This window comes from Methylobacterium sp. AC433 (genome assembly GCF_979253015.1).
Genome location: NZ_CEEDBN010000002.1, coordinates 169,112 through 184,424, shown reverse-complemented (window position 1 = coordinate 184,424; position 15,313 = coordinate 169,112). Strand labels below are relative to the sequence as shown.

Genomic DNA, 15,313 nt, shown 5'->3' with positions numbered 1-15,313 from the left:
ATCGCCGGCCTCTCGCGCGCGCCCCAGGCGGCGTCGCGATCCAGGTCCGTCAGAGCGGGCGCTGACGCCCGCCGTCGAGGAGCCAGCCCCTGGCACGCAGGAGCAGGGCCGGCCGGACCCGGGCGACGTCGTCGCCGTCGACGAGGGGCGAGGCCGAGAGAGCGGTGAGGTAGGCCTGCTCGCTCGGCCGGCAGGTGCGCAGGGCCGCGTCGGCCGCGATGACCCGGCTGGAGAGGGCGACCTCGAGGGCGAAGTTGCGGTTGAGGCAGGCGCGCCACGACGCGTGGCGCTCGGCCACGCTCGGGGCCTCCTGAGCCGCGGCGGAGGCGACGAAGGCGAGGAGCAGCGCGGGCGCTGCACTGGTGCGGAGAAGATCGCGGAACGTCATGGCGGGGTATCCCGGAGCGGGATCACCCTCGCGCCACCACGCTTAACCGCACCTTAAAGGATCGGGTTTTCCACGATCCCGCACAGGGACGGTTCAGCGGTTGGCGGTGGTGACCGGCGAGGCGGCCCGGCCGAGGGAAACCCAGGCGACGGCGTCCTGGCTCTCGCGCTTGATGAAGGTGTAGCCCGTCTGGCGCCAGGGCAGGATCGTGCTGGTCTTGTTGTCGAGGATGAGGTCGCCACGGTCGGTGATCAGGGTGAGCACGGCATGACCCTCGCCCTTCTCGTCGATCACGACCGTCATTCGCATCGCCCGGCGCGGCAGGCCGGTCTCGGCTAGGAGCTTGCGCTTGAGGAGTTGGAAATCCTCGCAATCGCCCGAGCCGTCCTCGGCGAGGTCCCAGCGATCGGCCACGTGGAGGTGGTCCATGTCGGTGACGGCGACGATGGACTTGTTCACCCGGCGGTTGACCGACACGATGGTATTCCAGATCGTGGGGGTGAGGGTGATCTGGGCGGGCTCGGCGGTGTTCACCGCGCATTCCGTCGCGTAGGTGGCGCAGAAATCGACCCAGGCGGCGATCGGGCGGGTCTGGACGCCGGCGCTGATGGCGCTCGGAACGGTGGGGAGCGCGGCCAGGGTCTGCGCCTCCGCGCCCGGCAGGGCGGCGAGGCCGACGAACAGGGTCGCGGCGCCGAGGGCGGCGACCCGGGACGTCAGAGCCGAGAAACGCTGGGAAAACCCGTACCGCATGACCGCCCTTGGCCCCGTTAAGCTTCTGTTAACGAATGTCCCACGGCCGGCGTTGCACCACAATCGGCGGGTTAAGAAAAGGTTAACGGTGTGGATGACGCTCGGCCTCCCTGGCCGCGCAGCATCCGGCCGATGCCTTCCGGGCCGCCCTGCGCCCGGACGCAGACGCCCTTCGGAAGCATCCGGCAGGCTGAGGTTCGGCCCGTGACAGTCTCTCGCACGGCGATTGTTTTGCCGGTTCAGCGCTGTTCCAGCATCGACCGGGCCGGGACAGGAACGGGTGCTGTCGGCGGGTCGGCCGCGACATTGAAATAGCCTGACGCTTGTCACCCGCAGACGCGGCCCCATCTCCTCCGGCGAGGGCGCGATCAGACCGAGTGGACGAGGCTTTCATGAGTGACGCAGAACGACCCTTCCGGCCCCTCGTGACGCGCCTGGCGCTCGCCGCGGCGCTGTCGGCTGCCGCGATCCCCGCGGCCCGCGCGCAGGAGATGCCCTACGTCAACCCGGAGCGCGGGACGTTCCTGATCCACGGCAATTACTGCGGCCCGGGGAACCGAAGCCCGCGCCCGCCCATCGATGCCCTCGATGTCGCCTGCATGCACCACGACAGTTGCTCGCCGCCGAGGGGGCAGATTCCCACCTGCGCCTGCAACGATCGCCTGCACGCGGAGGCGGAGGCGGTGTCGGAGGATCCGGGCCAGCCCCAGAGCCTGCGCGACACGGCCGGCTTCGTCGCCGACACCGCGCTCGCCCTGCCCTGCCGCTGACGCCGCGCCCAGGGGCGAGCCGCCGGCCCGCCCCCGGTCCGTGCCGCCTCAGGCCTGGGGCAGGTCCGGCGTGATGCCGAGGTTGGACAGGCCCTCGTCGAGAAGGTCGCCCGCATTGGGAATCCCGAGGATCTCGCGGGCGGCGCCCTCGCCGGCGGCCTCCCGCTCACGGGCGAAGCGCACCGCCTCCGCCCATTCCTCGGGCTCCATGTCGCCGCGCCCGATGTAGAGGAGCGCCAGGAGGTCGGCGCGCTCGTCGTCGTTCAGGGCGCCGATCATCGCCCGCAACTCCTCCTCGGTGGCGTCGTCGGTGCCGGAGATGAGCACGTCGGTGGCCCCGTCATCGGTGGGGTTCGAGCCGGAATCGGGGTCGGTCGGCCCTTCCTTCACATCGACGGCGCGCACGCGCAGGATGATTTCGGTGACCTTGTCGACGGCGATGTCCATGAACGCATTCCCGTTTCGGCGGCCGCCGGCAGCGGCGGCCCTTAGCAGCGACAACGGGCCAGGCCCGATCCGGTTCGCGTCGACGGCGTCCGGACTGGGCCGATGACGCGCTGGATCGGCGGCCTCGACGGGTGCCGTGGAGCCTGGGCCGGGGTACTCCTCGACCTCGACGACGCGACCCGCTTCCGCGCCCTGCGGGTCGCGAGGCCGGTCGATCTCCTCGACGGCCCCGAAGCGCCGATCCGCGTCGGGATCGACTGTCCCATCGGCCTGGAGGCGCATGTGACGGGCGGCGGCCGGAGCGCGGACCGGGCGGCGCGCGCCGTCCTGGGCGCCGGGCGCGCGAGCGTCTTTCCGGTGCCGGCCCGCGCGGCGGTCTATGCGGCGACCTACGAGGAGGCGAAGGCGCTGTCGCGGGCGCACAGCACGCCGCCCTTCGCGCCCTCGATCCAGTGCTGGAACATCCTTCCCGCCATCCGGGCGGTCGACGCGATGCTGCGGACCCGTCCCGACCTGGTCACGCGCCTCCACGAGGTCCATCCCGAGATCGTGTTCCGCTGCCTCAACGGGGGGCGCCCCCTGGCGGCGGGCAAGAAGGGTCCCATGCGCCGAGCGGGTCTGGCCGAGCGCCGGGCCCTGCTCGCCGGCGCCGGCCTGCCCGAGGGCCTGATCGCGGCGCGCCCCTCAGGGACCGGCGCGGACGACCATCTCGATGCGCTGGCCACCCTCGTGGTGGCCCGAGATCTCGCCGAAGGCCGTGCCCGTCCGCTGCCCGATCCGCCGGGTTCGGACGAAGAAGGTCTTCCCATCGTGATCTGGATGCCGGCCCCTCCGGCGGGTCGCCCCCTGGCCGCAGGCGGATTCCCTGCTAGATCGGAGATCGAAGCGGAGCCGTGAGAGGGACATGACGCAGGATCTGACCGTTCGCGACATCGCCCGGGCGCTGGTGTTCGATCCCGACCACCGCCTCCTGCTCATCGCCTACGAGTCGGTGCGCCCGATCGATCCGGCCCGGCCGGAGGACCGCACCTTCTGGTTCATGCCCGGGGGCGGGCTGGAGGCCGGCGAGACGCATGTGGAGGCCTGCCGCCGCGAACTCTGCGAGGAGATCGGCGTGGCGGATGCCGAGATCGGGCCGCAGGTCGCGTCCTGCGACGGCCCCTTCCACCTGTTCCGGACCTCCCGCTACGCCCGCGAGCGCTACTTCGTCGTCCGCCTGCCCGACGCGACCGTGGACACGAGCCGCCTCGCCGAGACCGAGGACAACCCGGTCCTCGGCACCCGCTGGTGGACGCTGGCCGAACTCGCGGCCACCTCCGAGCGGATCGAGCCGAGCGGCCTGGTCGCGGTCGCCCGCGACATCGTCGCCGGGACGATCCCCCACACACCCGTCGTCCTAAACTGGCGAGAGCAATCCTGACCACCGGCACGCCGCCCGATGGCGTGCCATCCATGACACCCCGAGGGAGGACCCCCATGTTTCCAGAGACGCTGAAAGCCGGCTACCGCTCGTTCATCGACGGACGCCTCACCGACGAGGCCAAGCGCTACGCCAAGCTGGCCGAGGGGCAGAGCCCCCAGGTCCTGATGATCAGCTGCTGCGACAGCCGCGTTTCCCCGGAAGTCATCTTCGACACCGGACCCGGCGAACTCTTCGTGATCCGCAACGTCGCCAACATCGTGCCTCCGCATGAGACCGGCGGCGACTATCACGGCACCTCGGCGGCGATCGAGTTCGCGGTGGAGGGACTGGAGGTCAAGCACATCGTGGTGCTGGGTCACGCCACCTGCGGCGGCATCAAGGCCTACGCCAACCCCGCAAAGCCCTTGTCGAAGGGCGACTTCATCGGCAAGTGGGTCTCCCTGGTCGAGCCCGCCGCCAGCAAGGCCGGCGACACGGACGCCTCCGACTACCTGACTCGCCTCGAATACGCGATGGTCGCGCAGAGCCTCGAGAACCTGATGACCTTCCCGTTCGTGCGCAAGCGGGTGGAGAATGGGCAGTTGGCCCTGCACGGCGCCCATTTCGGCATCGCACGCGGCGAGCTACTCCTGCGCGACCCGGAGACGGGCGAGTTCAAGCCGGCCATCGATCAGGCCGGCCGCAGCCTGAGCCCCGCCGCGATGATCGGCTGCGCCGAGGCCTGAAACGAAGAAGGACGCCGAGACCTGGGGCCGGCGTCCTTCCCGATCGAGGCATCACGCCGGGCACTCAGCCCGACGTGTCGCGGGCAGCGCCTAGCGGGCGCCCGGAAGGCCCTGCGCCATCTGGTAATGGGCCTGCAGGACCGGCAGGGCCTGCTCGGCATGGGCGCGCAGGGCCGGGTTCGGACCCGAGGCGGCGTAGGAGCGGAACATGCCGATCGTCATCTCGTGCGACTGGACCTGCATGCGGCCGTAGAGGCGGTCGAAGCGCGGGCCGGCCGGCGTCTGCGACAGCTCGGCGAGCATCGCCTGTTGCTGCGAGTTCGGCTGGATGATGGTGGTGCCCGCAGTGGTGTCCACGTCACCGCTCAGGGCCCGGCTGCCCGTCGCCGCACCGCGAGCCGCGCCCGAACCGATGCCCTCGACGCCCCCGATGGGACCGCCGCTCAAGGTTCCGCCCACGGCACCGGCGGCGGCGCCCGTGGCCGCACCGACGGCGCCGCCCGCCACCGCGAGCGGGGCCGTGATCAGGCCGCCGAGCCCCTCGTTGCCGCGCACCGCGGCGTAGTTGCCCTCGCCGCCGGCCAGGGCGACGTTGGCGGCGCGGTGGTCACGGATCGCCTCGCGGGCAAAGCGCAGCACCTGCGGATTGCGGCTCTTGTTGAGCGCGATCTGGCTCGACTGGATCTCGAAGGCGTTGGCCTGCATGGCGTCCATGCGGAAGTCACCGCCCATGCCCTGCGCGAAGGCAGGCGCGGAGAGTGCGGTCATCACGGCGGTGAGAGCGAGAGTCTTCTTGATCATGGGTTCCTCTAATCTGACGGGACAGTGCAGCTTGCCAGGCACAAGGCTATTCAATCCCGATGCGGAGCCTGCCTGTCACGGTTGGGGGGCCAACGACGAAGGTTCGATCGGGTTCCAACCTTGAACTGACTCTTTTCTGAGCTCTTCTCGATCGGGACTGAACTTAGAAATGGTCAAGCTTATCGGGGAAATAGCCTGCAGACCGGGTCGCCCCGCCTGCCGGCGCAGGCACTTCGGGAAAACGCTCACCGGCCTCGGTCATCCTGTTTTCCGCAACCACGTTTCGCACTAGCCTGAGCCCATCGTGCCGCCGCGAGGAAGGCTCCCCCATGAAGACCCTGCTCGTTCCCGTCGCCTCCCATGACGCCCTGCCCTCGGTCTTCGAGACCGCGATCCTCACCGCCCGCCGGTTCGGCAGCCTCATCGAGGGCGTCTCCCTGCGGCCGGCCCTGGCCGAGTACGTTCCCGTCGACATGGTCGGGGGCATGACTTGGCTCCGCGACGAGGAGGCCGACAAGGTCGAGGCCGAGCGGGCCGGCGGGCAGTTCATCGACTTCATGAGCCGGGCCGGCGTGCCGCTCGCGGCGGAGGGCCCGTGCAACCCCGAGGCCCTCGCGGCCGGCCCGCGCTACCGCTGGCGACCCGACGTGCCGGCGGGCGACAGCTTCCTCGGACAGTACGCGCGCCTGTTCACCGCCACGGTGGTGGGCCGGCCCGGTGCCGAGGACGGCGCACCGCGCATGACCACCTTCGAAACCGCCCTGTTCGAGAGCGGGCGGCCGATCCTGCTGGCGCCGCCGATCGCCCCCGCGACCCTGGGCGAGGCGATCCTGATCGTCTGGAACGGCTCCACCGAGACGGCCCGGGCCGTGGCCTTCGCGATGCCCTTCCTGCGGCAGGCGAAGCGGATCCGCGTCATCAGCGTCGAGGGCGGGACGGTGCCGGGTCCCACCGCCGAGGAGCTGGCCCGCACCCTGGCCTGCGAGGGAATCAGCGCCGATTTCCGCGCCCATTCGGCCGGCAGGCGGACGCCGGGCGAGGTCTATCTCGCGGAGGCCGAAGCCTTCGGCTGCGACCTGCTGATCAAGGGCGCCTATACCCAAAGTCGTCTGCGCCAGATGATCTTTGGCGGACCGACCAGCCACCTTCTCGCCCATGCGGCGATCCCGATGCTCATGGCTCATTGAACCTCTTGCGCATCGAATTCAGGCCGCGTTGAGCCTTCGGCATACTGAACGCACGGCACAGTGACGCATCCGGATCGCGCGCAATTGACTTGCGCGCGCGAAGGATCGGGAGCAGCGTCCCGGCCGCCGGCACGACCGGTCGCCAGGAACATCTGCATGAAGTCGCTGACCCTCGTCCTCGCCCTGTCCAGCCTCGGCCTCTGCCTGCCGGCGATGGCCGACTCCCCGGTGGTCCGCATCCGGGGCACGATCGAGGCGGTGGACGGCACCAGCGTCACGATCAAGCCGCGCCTCGGGGCGCCCGTGCAGGTCAGGCTCGGCGACGCCGTGCGGGTCGCCACTGCCAACACCGCCAAGATCAGCGACATCCAGCCCGACAGCTACATCGGCACCGCCGCCACGCCGCAGGCGGACGGCACCCTGAAGGCCCTCGAGGTCGCGGTGTTCGCGCCGAGCATGCGCGGCACCGGCGACGGTCACTACCCGTGGGATCTCGAGAGGGAGAACACCATGACCAACGGTGCGGTGGGCGCGCTCTCGGGCACCGCCGACCGGACGATCCGGGTGACCTACAAGGGCGGCGAGAAGACCATCACCGTGCCGGAAGGCGTGCCGGTCGTGGCCCTCACCCCCGGCGATGCCAGCAAGATCAAGCCGGGCGCCCGCGTCGTCGCCTTCACCAAGGCGGATGCCGGCGGCCTCGCCGTGGCCGACCGGATGATCGTCGGCGAGAACGGCACCGTTCCGCCGATGTGAGCGGAGCCTCGGGGCCGACGGAACCGTTTCACGACGCCCGGAGCATCGGGCGGGGCGGGCGCTGGTTGCCCGCTCACGAACAACCCAGGAGGGACGCCATGATGAAGACGCTGCTCACCGGCCTCGCCGTCGGCCTCGCGCTCGCCGCCGCACCGGCACGCGCCGCCGATGTGGTGCGCTACCGCGGCACCATCGAATCCGTCGACGGATCGACCGTGACGATCAAGCCCCGCATGGGCGAGAGCAAGACCGTGACCTTCGGGGACGACACCAAGATCCTGGCCGCCAGCACCGGCAAGCTGTCCGACATCAAGTCCGAGAGCTACATCGGCACCGCCGCGATCCCGCAGCCCGACGGCACCCAGAAGGCCCTGCAGGTCACGGTCTTCGCCTCCTCCCTGCGCGGCACCGCCGACGGCCACTATCCGTGGGACCTCGGCTCCAACTCGACCATGACCAACGGCGCCATCGGCAGCCTGTCCGGCACCGAGGGGCGCACCATGCTGGTCAAGTACCAGGGCGGCGAGAAGAAGGTGGTGGTGCCCGAGGACGTGCCGGTGACCCTCGTCGACCCGGGCGAGAAGAGCATCGTGGTGGCGGGCGAGAAGGTCGTGGCCTTCACCAAGGCGGGCGCCGATGGCAAGCTCAACGCCGTCGTCCTGATCGTCGGCCGCAACGGCACCGTCCCGTCGATGTGATCCCGTCCCCGGCCCTGTCCGCAGCCGCGGGCGGGGCCGGGGTCACCGCCTTCCGAGAGACGTCCCGTCTAGAAACCAAGCGCGCCGAGACACCGAGGTCCCGTTGACGATCGTCCCCGAAACCCCGTCGCGGCTCGTGGTCATCCACCCCCTCGTGGTGCGGATCACCCACTGGATCAACGCGGTCGCGGTGTTCTGCATGCTGTTCAGCGGCTGGGCGATCTACAACGCCTCGCCGCTGTTTCCCTTCGTCTTCCCGAAATGGGCGACCCTCGGCGGCTGGCTCGGCGGCGCACTCGCCTGGCACTTCGCCGCCATGTGGCTCTTCGCCCTCAATGGCCTCGCCTACCTCGTCTACGGACTCATCGCCCGGCACTTCGCCACCGCCTTCCTGCCCCTGAGCCCGGGCGCGGTCTGGCGCGACGCCCGCGCCGCCCTGGCGCTGCGGCTCAGCCACCGGGTCGGCCGCTACAACGCGGTGCAGCGCCTCGCCTACGTGGTCGCCATCGCGCTCGGCCTCCTCCTGGTCGCCTCCGGATGCGCCCTATGGAAGCCCGTACAGTGGCAGGCCCTGGCGAATCTGTTCGGTGGCTACGAATGGGCGCGGCGCGTCCATTTCGGCGCCATGGCGGGCCTCGCCGGCTTCATCCTCCTGCACCTCGCCCTCGTGGTCATCGTGCCGAGCACCTTGCTGGCGATGATCACCGGCCGCGCCCGCGTCACCGAGGAGACCGTCCGCTGATGCCGCGCGACCTCGACGATGCCGCTCGGCTCAAGGCCCTGCGCCGCGACCTCGCCCCCGACCTCGCTCGCCTGGAGCGCCGGATGGTGCTGCGCGGCGGCCTCTCGCTGGGCGCCCTGACCCTGCTCTCCGGCTGCGATCTCTCCACGGGCAGCAACGGCACCCTGGCCGACCGGATGCTCTGGGCGATGTCGCGGGCCAACGACCGGGTCCAGCAATGGCTGTTCGATCCGGCGACCCTGGCCCCGACCTACCCGGCCTCGATGATCGACAGCCCCTTCCGCTTCAACGCCTTCTACCCGCCCGACAGCATCCCGGAGATCGACGAGGCGACTTGGAAGCTCGAAGTCTCCGGCCTCGTCGACGACAAGGCGCCCTGGACGCTGGCGAAGCTGCGGGCCCTGCCGCAGGAGAGCCAGATCACCCGCCACATCTGCATCGAGGGCTGGAGCCAGATCGGGCAGTGGAGCGGCGTGCCGCTGCGGACCTTCCTCGAGCGGAGCGGCGCCGATCTCACCGCCAGGTATGTCGGCTTCAAGTGCGCCGACCGCTACTACGGCAGTCTGGACATGCCGAGCGCCCTGCACCCGCAGACGATCCTGGCCCTCGACTTCGCCGGCCAGCCCCTCGCGCCCGAATACGGCTATCCGCTCCGGGTCCGGGTGCCGACGAAGCTCGGCTTCAAGAGCCCCAAGCACATCGCGGCGGTCTTCGTGACCAACGACTATCCGGGCGGCTACTGGGAGGACCAGGGCTACAACTGGTTCAGCGGGATCTGAAGCCGGCCACCCCTCGCATCGGCCACGGTTCCGCTCTACATCGCCTCGCGATGAGCACCGACTTCACCCTCGATCCGCAACTGGCCGCCGACACCGTGCATGTGGGCGACCTCGCCCTGTGCAGCGTCCTCCTGATGGACGACGCCCGCTTTCCCTGGCTGATCCTCGTACCGCGGCGGACCGGCGCCAGCGAACTCACCGACCTGTCGCCGGCCGATGCGCAGGCACTCATGGACGAGATGCGGATCGCCACCGGCGTGATGCTGACCCTTGCTAAGCCCGACAAGGTCAACGTCGCGGCTTTGGGCAACATCGTGGCCCAGCTCCATGTCCACGTGATCGGACGCTTCCGCTCCGATCCCGCCTGGCCGAAGCCGGTCTGGGGTCTCGGCGCCGCGACCCCCTACCCGCACCATGCCCGCGCCCAGATGATCGAGCGCATCGGCGCCCTGTTCGCGGCGGCCTGAGGCATGGCCGATTCCCTGGGCCGGCTCGGCTACGTCCACAACCGCCTCGTGCGCCATTCCGCCGAGAGCGCGTCCGCGATCCCCGACCTCACCGCGCCCCGTGCCCGCATCGTCCTCCTGGCCGGCGACCGCGTCGTCCTCGCGGGCGACACGGCACTCCTGACGCCGGAGGCGGCCGCCCGGACGGGCCCGCGCAGCCTGACGCTCTATCTCGGGCGCCTCGAGGGCGACCCGGTCTTCGCCGCTACCGTACCGGCGGAGATGGCCGAGACCCTCGATGCCGACCCGGACTTCCGCACCAACGACCTGCGCAGCCTCGCCGGCGAGGGCCGGATCGCGCCCCACGAACTCGGGCTCCTCGCCACCGCGAAGTCGCTGCTCGGCTGGCACGCGCGCCACGGCTTCTGCGCGAATTGCGGAAGCCCGACCACCCTCGCGGCCGGCGGCTACCGCCGCGAATGCACGGCCTGCGGGACGCACCACTTTCCCCGCACCGACCCGGTGGTGATCATGCTGATCACCCGGGGCGATTCCTGCTTGCTCGGGCGCTCGCCGCGCTTCCACGAGAGCATGTATTCCTGCCTCGCCGGCTTCCTCGAGCCCGGCGAGACCGTCGAGGACGCCGTGCGGCGCGAGACCTTCGAGGAGGTCGGCCTGACCATCGGGGCGGTGCGCTACCACGCCTCGCAGCCCTGGCCGTTCCCGTCCTCGCTGATGATCGGCTGCGTGGCCGAAAGCCTCGACGCGGCCATCACCCTCGACCCGGAGGAGCTCGCCGACGCGCAATGGTTCTCGCGGGACACCGTCGCGGCGATGCTCGAGGGCCGCCATCCCGACGGCCTGACCACGCCGCCGCCGCTCGCGATCGCCAACCTGCTGATGCGGGCCTTCGTCGAGGGGCGGGCCTGAAGCCCCTTACCGGCCGCCTACCCCAGGACGCGGATCGGCGCCCCGTCGAGGAACGCGCGGATGTCCTCCACGATCTCGGGGAAGTAGGTGCGGTAGTTCCGCTCCGTGACGTAGCCGAGATGCGGCGTCGCCAGCACGTTGGGCAGGGTGCGCCAGGGTGAATCCGGCGGCAGCGGCTCGGTCTCGAAGACGTCGAGGCCGGCGCCGGCGATCCGGTTCTCGGTGAGGGCCGCCAGCAGCGCGGCCTCGTCCACGATCGCGGCGCGGGAGGTGTTGATCAGGAATGCGTCCGGCCGCATCCGGCGCAGCGCCGCGTCGTCGACGAGGCCGCGGGTGCGCTCGCCGAGGACGAGGTGGATCGAGACGACGTGGCTCACCGCCAGCAGCGCCTCCAGGGAGGGCGCGAGGGCGACGCCCTCGGCGGCGGCCCGCTCGGCCGTGAGGTTGGGGCTCCAGGCGCCGACCTCCATCCCGAAGGCCTGACCGATCCGGGCGACGCGGGCGCCCGTCTTGCCGAGGCCGAGGAGACCGAGACGGCGGCCGGCCAGGTCGCTGCCGACGCTGCCCTGCCAGGGGCCGCCCGTCCGCAGGGCCTGCACCTCGGGGACGAGGTGCCGGGCGAGGCCGAGGATGAGCGCCCAGGTCAGCTCCACCGGCGGCTCGGGGTGGCTGGCGGTGCCGCAGACCGTGACGCCGTGCGCCCTCGCGGCGGCCAGGTCGATCGACAGGTTGCGCATCCCGCTGGTCAGGAGGAGCCGCAGCTTCGGCAGCCGCGCGAAGAGCTCGGCCGGGAACGGCGTGCGCTCGCGCATCATCACCACGATCTCGCAATCCTGGATCGCGTCGACGAGCGCGTCCCGCGTCGCGAAGGTGGTGCGCAGGTCCCGCAAGGTGAGGCGGTCCGCCAGGCCAGACCAATCCGCCATGGTGGGGCCGACGCCCTGGTAATCGTCGAGGATCGCGCAGCGGAGCATGGGACATCCTGTCTGGGGAGGACCGGGCTAGCGCACCCCGAACAGCTTGGCCAGCCGCCTTGGGGACTTTGACTCCTCGGCGCGAAACCTGCACGCCGGGATCCGAAACGATCACGATTCGTTCTCAGCCACGAGTCGGGTGCGGCGGAGCCGGGAGGGAGATGACGTCGATGTCCGGGCTGCCCGCCTATGCCGAGCTCGCCGTCACCACGAACTTTTCCTTCCTGCGCGGGGCCTCGCATCCCGGCGAGATGGTGGGTCAGGCCGCCGAGCTCGGCCTGCACGCCATCGGCATCGCAGACAGGAACACCCTGGCGGGGGTGGTGCGCGGCCATGCCGAGGCGAAGCGGCGGGCCGCGGCCGGCGAGCCCGGCATCCGCTTCCTGCCCGGCGTGCGCCTCGTCACGCAGGAGGGCTTCGAGGCCGTGGCCTACCCGATGGACCGGGCCGCCTACGGCCGCCTGTGCCGGCTCCTCACCCTCGGCAACCGCCGCTCCGAGAAGGGCCTATGCCGGTTCGACTTTTCGGAGCTCCTGGCCGCCAGCGAAGGCCAGATGCTGATCGCGGTCCCGCCGGAGCGCCTCGGGGACGACGCTCCCTTCCTCGGCCATGTCCGCCAGCTCGCCGCCGAAGCCCCCGGCCGGGTCGCCCTGGCGGGGAGCCACCGGCGGCGCGGCGACGAGCGCCGCCGCCTCGGGCGCCTCGCCGAACTGGGGCTACGCCTCGGCGCGCCCCTGGTGGCGGTGTCGGACGCGCTCTACCACCATCCCGACCGGCGTCCCCTGCAGGACATCGTCGCCTGCATCCGCGAGGGCTGTACGCTGAACGGGGCGGGCTACCGCCTGGAGGCCAATGCCGAGCGCCACCTGCGGCCGGCCGAAGAGATGGCGCGCCTGTTCGCCGACCATCCCGAGGCCGTCGCCCGCACGATCGAGATCGCGCAGGCCTGCGACTTTTCCCTCGACGAACTCAAGTACGAGTATCCCGACGAGCCAGTCCCCCCCGGCTTCGGGGCGCAGGATTACCTCGCCCACCGGGTCATGGAGCGCGCAGGCTGGCGCTATCCCGACGGCATACCCGAACAAATCATGAACACGATCCAGGACGAGCTGCGCCTCATCGCGAAGATGGACTATGCGCGCTACTTCCTCACCCTGTTCGACATCGTCGAGTTCGCGCGCAAGCGGGGTATCCTGTGCCAGGGGCGCGGCTCGGCCGCCAATTCCGCGGTCTGCTACTGCCTCGGCATCACGGCGGTCGACCCCACCGAGATCCGCCTGCTCTTCGCCCGCTTCATCTCGGAGAACCGGGCCGAGCCCCCCGACATCGACGTGGATTTCGAGCACGAGCGCCGCGAGGAGGTGATCCAGTATCTCTACGACCGCTACGGCCGCGACCGCGCCGCGATCTGCGCCACGGTGATCCACTACCGCCCGCGCAGCGCCATCCGGGAAGTCGGCAAGGTCCTGGGGTTGCCCCCCGACATCACCGGCGTGATGGCCGACACGGTCTGGGGCTCCTGGGGCAAGGACCTGCCCGACGCGCATATCCGTCAGGCCGGCCTCGACCCGGACAACCCGTCGATCCGGCAGGCGCTGGAACTCGCCCATGCGCTGATCGGCTTCCCGCGCCACCTGTCGCAGCATGTCGGCGGCTTCGTGCTGACCCGCGGCCGCCTCGACGAGACCGTACCGGTGGGCAACGCCGCCATGGCGGACCGCACCTTCATCGAGTGGGACAAGGACGACATCGACGTGCTCGGCCTGATGAAGGTCGACGTGCTGGCGCTCGGCATGCTGAGCTGCCTGCGCCGGGGCGTGGATTTCCTGGCACGGGACTACGGGCACGACTACCCGACCCTGGCCGACCTGCCGCGCGAGGACGAAGCCACCTACGCGATGCTGGCCAAGGCCGATTCCGTCGGCGTGTTCCAGGTCGAGAGCCGGGCGCAGATGTCGATGCTGCCGCGCCTGAAACCGAAGGAATTCTACGACCTCGTGGTGCAGGTGGCGATCGTCCGGCCGGGGCCGATCCAGGGCGACATGGTCCACCCCTACCTGCGCCGGCGCCAGGGGCTGGAGCCCGTCAGCTACCCCTCCCCCCATCCCGCTCACGGTCCGGCGAACGAACTCGAGGACGTCCTGAAGCGGACCTACGGCGTCCCCCTGTTCCAGGAGCACGCCATGCAGATCGCCATCACCGCGGCCGGCTTCCAGCCGCACGAGGCCGACGGCCTGCGCCGGGCGATGGCGACCTTCCGGCACAACGGCCAGATCGTGAACTTCCGTACCAAGTTCGTGGAGGGCATGGTGGCACGCGGCTACCCCCGCGACTTCACCGAGCGCTGCTTCAAGCAGATCGAGGGCTTCTCCACCTACGGCTTCCCGGAGAGCCACGCGGCGAGCTTCGCCCTGCTGGTCTACGCCTCGGCCTGGATGAAGTGCCGGCATCCCGACGTCTTCCTGGCCGCGATCCTGAATTCCCAGCCGATGGGCTTCTACCAGCCGGCGCAGCTCGTGCGCGACGCCCGCGCCCACGGGGTCGAGGTGCGCGGCGTCGACGTCAATGCCAGCGCCTGGGACTGCACCCTGGAGCCGGCCTCGGAACCGCCGCCGCCCGGCATCGCGCGCCGCTTCGCCGTGCGCCTCGGCCTGCGCCAGGTGAGCGGCGTGCCGCGGGCCGCGATGCACCGCCTCGTCGCGTTGCGGGGCAACGGCTACGCCAGCATCGAGGGCCTGCAGGCGGCCCTCGCCCTGCCCCGCAACGCCCTGGAGCGGCTGGCCGAGGCGGATGCGTTCCGCTCCCTCGACCTCGACCGGCGGGCCGCCCTGTGGGCGGTGCGAGCCCTGGAGGGCAGCTCCGCCCGCAAGGCCGCCCTGCGGGCCGATGGCGACCGGCGGGCGCATCTCCTCGACGCGCCGATGCCGCTCTTCGCCTTCCACGCCGATGACGGACTGTTCCGGGGCGAGCCCGCCGTGGCCCTGCCCGCCATGGCGGCCTCCGAGCACGTGGCGGAGGATTACGCCGCCACCGGCCTTTCCCTGAAGGGCCACCCGGTGGCGTTCTTCCGGACGCGGCTCGCCCGGATCGGCGCGATCCCCGCCCGCGACCACCACGACGGTACCCGCGTCGCGAACAACGCCCGGGTCACCGTGGCGGGCCTCGTCCTCACCCGGCAGCGGCCGGGCACGGCGCGCGGCACCGTGTTCCTGACTCTGGAGGACGAGACCGGCATCGCCAACGTCATCGTCTGGCGCGACGTGTTCGAGGCCAACCGCGCGACCGCCATGGGCGCGCGGTTCCTCGCGGTGCGCGGCCGGGTGCAGCGCCAGGGCCTCGTGGTGCACCTGCTGGCCGAGCAGTTCCGCGACCTCTCGGCGGCCCTGCGCGACCTGCGCGCCGGAGGCCTGCGGCTGCCGCCCGAGACCACCGATTTCGGCGTGCCGGAGGATCGGCGCATTTACCGCAGCCGCGATTTCCATTGAGGCCGAATC

The 15,313-nt window shown here is 71.0% G+C and carries 17 protein-coding genes; 12 read left to right on the top strand and 5 right to left on the bottom strand.

Annotated elements, in window-relative coordinates:
* Positions 1-49: 49 nt before the first annotated feature.
* Positions 50-388: a hypothetical protein gene (locus AC0IWM_RS04390; RefSeq protein ID WP_471753245.1), complete on the bottom strand. Its 339-nt coding sequence runs from the start codon at positions 386-388 to the stop codon at positions 50-52.
* 93 nt (positions 389-481) lie between these two features.
* Positions 482-1,141, bottom strand: coding sequence for a transglutaminase-like cysteine peptidase (locus tag AC0IWM_RS04385; RefSeq protein ID WP_471753243.1), 660 nt, complete (start codon positions 1,139-1,141; stop codon positions 482-484).
* 392 nt (positions 1,142-1,533) lie between these two features.
* Here AC0IWM_RS04385 and AC0IWM_RS04380 point away from each other — a divergent pair, with 392 nt between their 5' ends.
* The gene (locus AC0IWM_RS04380) at positions 1,534-1,911 is read left to right on the top strand and encodes a hypothetical protein (RefSeq protein WP_471753242.1); all 378 of its coding nucleotides are present in this window, start codon (positions 1,534-1,536) and stop codon (positions 1,909-1,911) included.
* Between the two features lie 48 nt (positions 1,912-1,959).
* On the opposite strand, the gene AC0IWM_RS04375 is transcribed toward AC0IWM_RS04380, so the two are convergent.
* The gene (locus AC0IWM_RS04375; protein ID WP_471753241.1) at positions 1,960-2,358 is read right to left on the bottom strand and encodes a DUF3775 domain-containing protein; all 399 of its coding nucleotides are present in this window, start codon (positions 2,356-2,358) and stop codon (positions 1,960-1,962) included.
* A 102-nt stretch (positions 2,359-2,460) separates the two neighbouring features.
* On the opposite strand from AC0IWM_RS04375, the gene AC0IWM_RS04370 reads away from it, so the two are divergent.
* The 3 genes from AC0IWM_RS04370 to AC0IWM_RS04360 are packed head-to-tail and all read left to right on the top strand — an operon-like array spanning position 2,461 to position 4,506.
* A complete protein-coding gene (locus AC0IWM_RS04370) occupies positions 2,461-3,255 on the top strand; it encodes a DUF429 domain-containing protein (RefSeq protein ID WP_471753240.1) in 795 nt (264 codons plus the stop codon).
* A 7-nt stretch (positions 3,256-3,262) separates the two neighbouring features.
* Complete coding sequence (locus AC0IWM_RS04365) at positions 3,263-3,778, top strand: NUDIX hydrolase (protein WP_471753239.1); 516 nt, start codon at positions 3,263-3,265, stop codon at positions 3,776-3,778.
* Positions 3,779-3,834: 56 nt separating this feature from the next.
* Positions 3,835-4,506 carry a carbonic anhydrase gene (locus AC0IWM_RS04360; protein ID WP_471753238.1) on the top strand — a complete coding sequence of 224 codons (672 nt, stop codon included), beginning with the start codon at positions 3,835-3,837 and terminating at the stop codon, positions 4,504-4,506.
* Positions 4,507-4,596: 90 nt separating this feature from the next.
* Here the strand turns inward: AC0IWM_RS04360 and AC0IWM_RS04355 are convergent, their stop codons facing one another.
* Positions 4,597-5,307 (bottom strand): DUF4142 domain-containing protein, encoded by a 711-nt coding sequence (locus tag AC0IWM_RS04355; RefSeq protein ID WP_471753237.1) that lies wholly within the window; start codon positions 5,305-5,307, stop codon positions 4,597-4,599.
* Positions 5,308-5,636: 329 nt separating this feature from the next.
* Between AC0IWM_RS04355 and AC0IWM_RS04350 the strand changes: the two genes are divergently transcribed.
* The 7 genes from AC0IWM_RS04350 to nudC all read left to right on the top strand — a co-directional run bounded on the left by AC0IWM_RS04350 (position 5,637) and on the right by nudC (position 10,845).
* The gene (locus AC0IWM_RS04350) at positions 5,637-6,494 is read left to right on the top strand and encodes a universal stress protein (protein ID WP_471753236.1); all 858 of its coding nucleotides are present in this window, start codon (positions 5,637-5,639) and stop codon (positions 6,492-6,494) included.
* 156 nt (positions 6,495-6,650) lie between these two features.
* The gene (locus tag AC0IWM_RS04345; RefSeq protein WP_471753235.1) at positions 6,651-7,250 is read left to right on the top strand and encodes a hypothetical protein; all 600 of its coding nucleotides are present in this window, start codon (positions 6,651-6,653) and stop codon (positions 7,248-7,250) included.
* 98 nt (positions 7,251-7,348) lie between these two features.
* On the top strand, positions 7,349-7,948 hold the full coding sequence (locus AC0IWM_RS04340) for a hypothetical protein (protein WP_447676921.1): 600 nt from the start codon (positions 7,349-7,351) through the stop codon (positions 7,946-7,948).
* A gap of 109 nt (positions 7,949-8,057) precedes the next feature.
* Entirely contained in the window at positions 8,058-8,690 is a 633-nt protein-coding gene (locus tag AC0IWM_RS04335; RefSeq protein ID WP_471753510.1) for a cytochrome b/b6 domain-containing protein, read from the top strand.
* Positions 8,690-9,469, top strand: coding sequence for a molybdopterin-dependent oxidoreductase (locus tag AC0IWM_RS04330; protein WP_471753234.1), 780 nt, complete (start codon positions 8,690-8,692; stop codon positions 9,467-9,469). The genes AC0IWM_RS04335 and AC0IWM_RS04330 overlap by 1 nt, the downstream gene beginning before the upstream one ends.
* A 50-nt stretch (positions 9,470-9,519) precedes the next feature.
* A complete protein-coding gene (locus AC0IWM_RS04325; protein ID WP_471753233.1) occupies positions 9,520-9,936 on the top strand; it encodes an HIT domain-containing protein in 417 nt (138 codons plus the stop codon).
* Between the two features lie 3 nt (positions 9,937-9,939).
* Positions 9,940-10,845: an NAD(+) diphosphatase gene (nudC, locus tag AC0IWM_RS04320; protein ID WP_471753232.1), complete on the top strand. Its 906-nt coding sequence runs from the start codon at positions 9,940-9,942 to the stop codon at positions 10,843-10,845.
* Between the two features lie 17 nt (positions 10,846-10,862).
* Here nudC and AC0IWM_RS04315 read toward each other — a convergent pair whose 3' ends face one another.
* Positions 10,863-11,819: a D-2-hydroxyacid dehydrogenase family protein gene (locus AC0IWM_RS04315; protein ID WP_471753231.1), complete on the bottom strand. Its 957-nt coding sequence runs from the start codon at positions 11,817-11,819 to the stop codon at positions 10,863-10,865.
* Positions 11,820-11,998: 179 nt separating this feature from the next.
* On the opposite strand from AC0IWM_RS04315, the gene AC0IWM_RS04310 reads away from it, so the two are divergent.
* Positions 11,999-15,304, top strand: a complete 3,306-nt coding sequence (locus tag AC0IWM_RS04310; protein WP_471753509.1) for an error-prone DNA polymerase — start codon at positions 11,999-12,001, stop codon at positions 15,302-15,304.
* Positions 15,305-15,313: the final 9 nt, after the last annotated feature.

Excerpts from the sequence above, each read along its gene's own strand:
- AC0IWM_RS04390 (WP_471753245.1), bottom strand. The coding sequence starts at position 388 with ATGACGTTCCGCGATCTTCTCCGCACCAGTGCAGCGCCCGCGCTGCTC.
- AC0IWM_RS04385 (WP_471753243.1), bottom strand. The coding sequence starts at position 1,141 with ATGCGGTACGGGTTTTCCCAGCGTTTCTCGGCTCTGACGTCCCGGGTC.
- AC0IWM_RS04380 (WP_471753242.1), top strand. The coding sequence starts at position 1,534 with ATGAGTGACGCAGAACGACCCTTCCGGCCCCTCGTGACGCGCCTGGCG.
- AC0IWM_RS04375 (WP_471753241.1), bottom strand. The coding sequence starts at position 2,358 with ATGGACATCGCCGTCGACAAGGTCACCGAAATCATCCTGCGCGTGCGC.
- AC0IWM_RS04370 (WP_471753240.1), top strand. The coding sequence starts at position 2,461 with ATGACGCGCTGGATCGGCGGCCTCGACGGGTGCCGTGGAGCCTGGGCC.
- AC0IWM_RS04365 (WP_471753239.1), top strand. The coding sequence starts at position 3,263 with ATGACGCAGGATCTGACCGTTCGCGACATCGCCCGGGCGCTGGTGTTC.
- AC0IWM_RS04360 (WP_471753238.1), top strand. The coding sequence starts at position 3,835 with ATGTTTCCAGAGACGCTGAAAGCCGGCTACCGCTCGTTCATCGACGGA.
- AC0IWM_RS04355 (WP_471753237.1), bottom strand. The coding sequence starts at position 5,307 with ATGATCAAGAAGACTCTCGCTCTCACCGCCGTGATGACCGCACTCTCC.
- AC0IWM_RS04350 (WP_471753236.1), top strand. The coding sequence starts at position 5,637 with ATGAAGACCCTGCTCGTTCCCGTCGCCTCCCATGACGCCCTGCCCTCG.
- AC0IWM_RS04345 (WP_471753235.1), top strand. The coding sequence starts at position 6,651 with ATGAAGTCGCTGACCCTCGTCCTCGCCCTGTCCAGCCTCGGCCTCTGC.
- AC0IWM_RS04340 (WP_447676921.1), top strand. The coding sequence starts at position 7,349 with ATGATGAAGACGCTGCTCACCGGCCTCGCCGTCGGCCTCGCGCTCGCC.
- AC0IWM_RS04330 (WP_471753234.1), top strand. The coding sequence starts at position 8,690 with ATGCCGCGCGACCTCGACGATGCCGCTCGGCTCAAGGCCCTGCGCCGC.
- AC0IWM_RS04325 (WP_471753233.1), top strand. The coding sequence starts at position 9,520 with ATGAGCACCGACTTCACCCTCGATCCGCAACTGGCCGCCGACACCGTG.
- nudC (WP_471753232.1), top strand. The coding sequence starts at position 9,940 with ATGGCCGATTCCCTGGGCCGGCTCGGCTACGTCCACAACCGCCTCGTG.
- AC0IWM_RS04315 (WP_471753231.1), bottom strand. The coding sequence starts at position 11,819 with ATGCTCCGCTGCGCGATCCTCGACGATTACCAGGGCGTCGGCCCCACC.